Annotated in this window: 3 protein-coding genes; 2 read left to right on the plus strand and 1 reads right to left on the minus strand. The window is 67.2% G+C overall.

Annotated elements, in window-relative coordinates; translation table 11 throughout:
* Nucleotides 1–1,284, minus strand: a 1,284-nt coding sequence (locus tag BGO22_RS03820; RefSeq protein WP_286849085.1) for a DEAD/DEAH box helicase, incomplete at its 3' end; no start/stop codon positions are given.
* A 249-nt stretch (nucleotides 1,285–1,533) separates the two neighbouring features.
* Between BGO22_RS03820 and ettA the strand changes: the two genes are divergently transcribed.
* Together ettA and BGO22_RS03830 are read left to right on the plus strand one after the other, a co-directional pair.
* The gene (gene ettA, locus BGO22_RS03825; RefSeq protein WP_070397598.1) at nucleotides 1,534–3,195 is read left to right on the plus strand and encodes an energy-dependent translational throttle protein EttA; all 1,662 of its coding nucleotides are present in this window, start codon (nucleotides 1,534–1,536) and stop codon (nucleotides 3,193–3,195) included.
* Nucleotides 3,192–3,515 (plus strand): DUF1415 family protein (locus BGO22_RS03830; RefSeq protein ID WP_286849088.1); only part of this gene is annotated, 324 nt, incomplete at its 3' end. The genes ettA and BGO22_RS03830, both read left to right, overlap by 4 nt.

Consider the following 3,515-nt stretch of genomic DNA (forward strand, 5'->3'; position numbering starts at 1 on the left):
CTTCTTCTCGCGGATGCGCTGCACCATCTCCTGGCGCGCGGCCTTGGCCGCGGCGGCCATCACGTCGCGGCTGGGCGGCTTGCCCGCGCCGCCCCAGAGGGTCTGGCGGCCCATGGCGATGGGCTCGGCCTTCTCGCCGGGCTCGGGCATGTACTCGGCGAACATCTCCACCGGGATCTGCTGCTTGGTGAAGCGCTCGATCTCCATCATGAAGCCTTCTTCGTCCAGGCTCACGAGGTTGACCGCCTGGCCTTCTCGGCCCGCGCGGCCGGTGCGGCCGATGCGGTGCACGTAGTCTTCGCAGATGTTGGGGATGTCGTAGTTGACGACGTGCGGCAGCTCATCGATGTCGATGCCGCGCGCGGCGATGTCGGTGGCCACCAGGGCACGGATCTCGCCGCTCTTGAAGCCGGCCAGCGCCTGGGTGCGCGCGCCCTGGCTCTTGTTGCCGTGCAGCGCCATGGCCGTGATGCCGTTCTTGTTGAGGTAGTCGGCCACGTTGTTGGCGCCAAACTTGGTGCGGGTGAAGACCAGCACCTGGCTCCAGTTGTGCAACTGGATGATGTGCACCAGCAGCGACTTCTTCTTGCCCCGGCCCACGGGGTGGATCACTTGGGTGATGCGCTGCACCGTGGTGTTGCGCGGCGTGACCTGGATGTGCTGCGGGTCCTTCAGCAGGCCCTGGGCGAGGTCACGGATTTCGTCGCTGAAGGTGGCGGAGAACAGCAGGCTCTGCTTGCTCTGCGGCAGCAGGGCCAGCACCTTCTTCACGTCGTGGATGAAGCCCATGTCGAGCATGCGGTCGGCCTCGTCGAGCACGAGGATCTGCACGGCCGACAGGTCGAGGAAGCCCTGCTGCTGCAGGTCGAGCAGGCGGCCCGGCGTGGCCACCAGGATGTCCACGCCGCGCTTCATGGCGTCGATCTGGGGGTTCATGCCCACGCCGCCGAACACCACGGCGGAGGTCAGGTTCACGTGCTTGCCGTAGACGCGCACCGATTCCTCGACCTGGGCGGCGAGTTCGCGCGTGGGCGTGAGCACCAGGGCGCGGATGCCGATGCCGCCGAAGCGGTTGGTCGGGCGCTGGCCCTGGGAGAGGCGCTGCAGCATGGGCAGCGTGAAGGCGGCGGTCTTGCCGGTGCCGGTCTGGGCGCCGGCGAGCAGGTCGCGGCCCGCCAGCACGGCGGGGACGGCCTCCACCTGGATGGGGGTGGGCGTGTGGTACCCGTGCTCGTGCACGGCTTGCACGATGGCCGGGGCCAGGTTCAATTCTTCGAATGTCATTATGTGAATCTGCGCCCTTCCAGGGCGCTGGGGCATCGGCCACACGGGGAGCACCGCTCGGGTGCCGCCCCGCTCAGTCCGGGGCCGATGGATTTCAGGGGGAGTTGGCGGCGTCCGCGCGGGAGGCACGCCCCAGCAGGCAGCTGGTGTCGGGCCAACTGACGTGCCCGAACGGCCGTATTGTCGCATGGGTCGATAATCCGTGGTTTCGCGCGATGCCTCGCGCTGCAAATTTCCCACAGAAAGACCATGGCTCAGTACGTCTTCACCATGAACCGGGTCGGCAAGATCGTGCCGCCCAAGCGACAGATCCTCAAGGACATCTCCCTGTCCTTTTTCCCGGGCGCCAAGATCGGCGTGCTCGGCCTGAACGGCTCGGGCAAGTCCACGCTGCTCAAGATCATGGCCGGCCTCGACAAGGAGATCGAAGGCGAAGCGACCCCGATGCCGGGCATCCGCATCGGCTACCTGCCGCAGGAGCCTCAGCTCAATCCCGACCAGACGGTGCGCGAAGCCGTGGAAGACAGCATGGGCGAGGTGCGCGCCGCGCAGAAGCGCCTGGACGAGGTGTACGCGGCCTACGCCGAGGAAAACGCCGACTTCGACGCGCTCGCGGCGGAGCAGGCCCAGCTGGAGGCCATCATCGCCACCGCCGGCACCGACTCCGAGCACCAGCTCGAGATCGCCGCCGACGCCCTGCGTCTGCCGCCCTGGGACGCCAAGATCGGCCTGCTCTCGGGGGGCGAGAAGCGCCGCGTGGCCCTGTGCTGCATGCTGCTGTCCAAGCCCGACATGCTGCTGCTCGACGAACCCACCAACCACCTGGACGCCGAGTCGGTGGAATGGCTGGAGCACTTCCTGCAGCGCTTCTCTGGCACCGTGGTGGCCATCACCCACGACCGCTACTTCCTCGACAACGCCGCCGAGTGGATTCTCGAACTCGACCGCGGCCATGGCATTCCCTACAAGGGCAACTACTCCAGCTGGCTGGAGCAGAAGGAAGCCCGCCTCGAGCAGGAACAGCGCACCGAGGACGCGCGCCGCAAGGCCATGAAGGAAGAACTCAAGTGGGTGCGCTCCAACGCCAAGGGCCGCCAGGCCAAGAGCAAGGCGCGCCTGGCCCGCTTCGAGGAACTGAGCGACGTCGAATACCAGAAGCGCAACGAGACCAACGAGATCTTCATCCCCGTGGCCGACCGCCTGGGCAACGAGGTCATCGAGTTCAAGGGCGTGAGCAAGAGCTACGGCGACCGCCTGCTGATCGACAACCTGAGCTTCTCGGTGCCCGCGGGCGCCATCGTCGGCATCATCGGCCCCAACGGCGCCGGTAAGTCCACGCTGTTCAAGCTCATCACCGGCAAGGAGCAGCCCGACAGCGGCGAGGTCAAGATCGGCCAGACCGTGAAGATCGCCGCCGTTGACCAGAGCCGCGACGGCCTGGCCGGCGACAAGACCGTCTGGGAAGACATCTCCGGTGGCCTGGACATGATCACCGTGGGCAAGTTCCAGATGCCCAGCCGCGCCTACTGCGGGCGCTTCAACTTCTCGGGCGGGGACCAGCAGAAGCTGGTGAAGAACCTCTCGGGCGGCGAGCGCGGCCGGCTGCACCTGGCCAAGATGCTCAGCGAAGGCGGCAACGTGCTGCTGCTGGACGAACCCTCGAACGACCTCGACGTGGAAACCCTGCGCGCGCTGGAAGAGGCGCTGCTGGAGTTCGCCGGCTCGGCCCTGGTGGTGAGCCACGACCGCTGGTTCCTCGACCGCATCTGCACGCACATCCTGGCCGCCGAAGGCGACAGCCAGTGGTTCTTCTTCAACGGCAACTACCAGGAGTACGAGGCCGACAAGAAGCAGCGCCTGGGCGAAGAGGGCGCCGCGCCCAAGCGCCCGCGCTTCAAGAGCCTGGCGTGACCGAAGAGCAGGTCGTCGCCGCGACGCGGCACTGGATCGAGAAGGCCGTCATCGGCCTCAACCTGTGCCCGTTCGCGCGCGCCGTGTGGGTGAAGAACCAGGTGCGCATCGTGGTGAGCACCGCGCGCCACGTCGACGGCCTGCTCGACGACCTGGACCGCGAGCTCGAGCTGCTCGCGGCCACGCCGCCCGAGCGGATCGACACCACGCTCATCGTTCACCCCACGCTGTTCCCCGACTTCGAGGTCTTCAACGACTTCCTCGGCGTTGCCGACGAGGTGGTGGCCGAGCACGACCTGGAGGGCGTGATCCAGGTCGCC

It is taken from the genome of Hydrogenophaga sp. 70-12, from assembly GCF_001897365.1.
Classification (GTDB): domain Bacteria; phylum Pseudomonadota; class Gammaproteobacteria; order Burkholderiales; family Burkholderiaceae_C; genus Hydrogenophaga; species Hydrogenophaga borbori.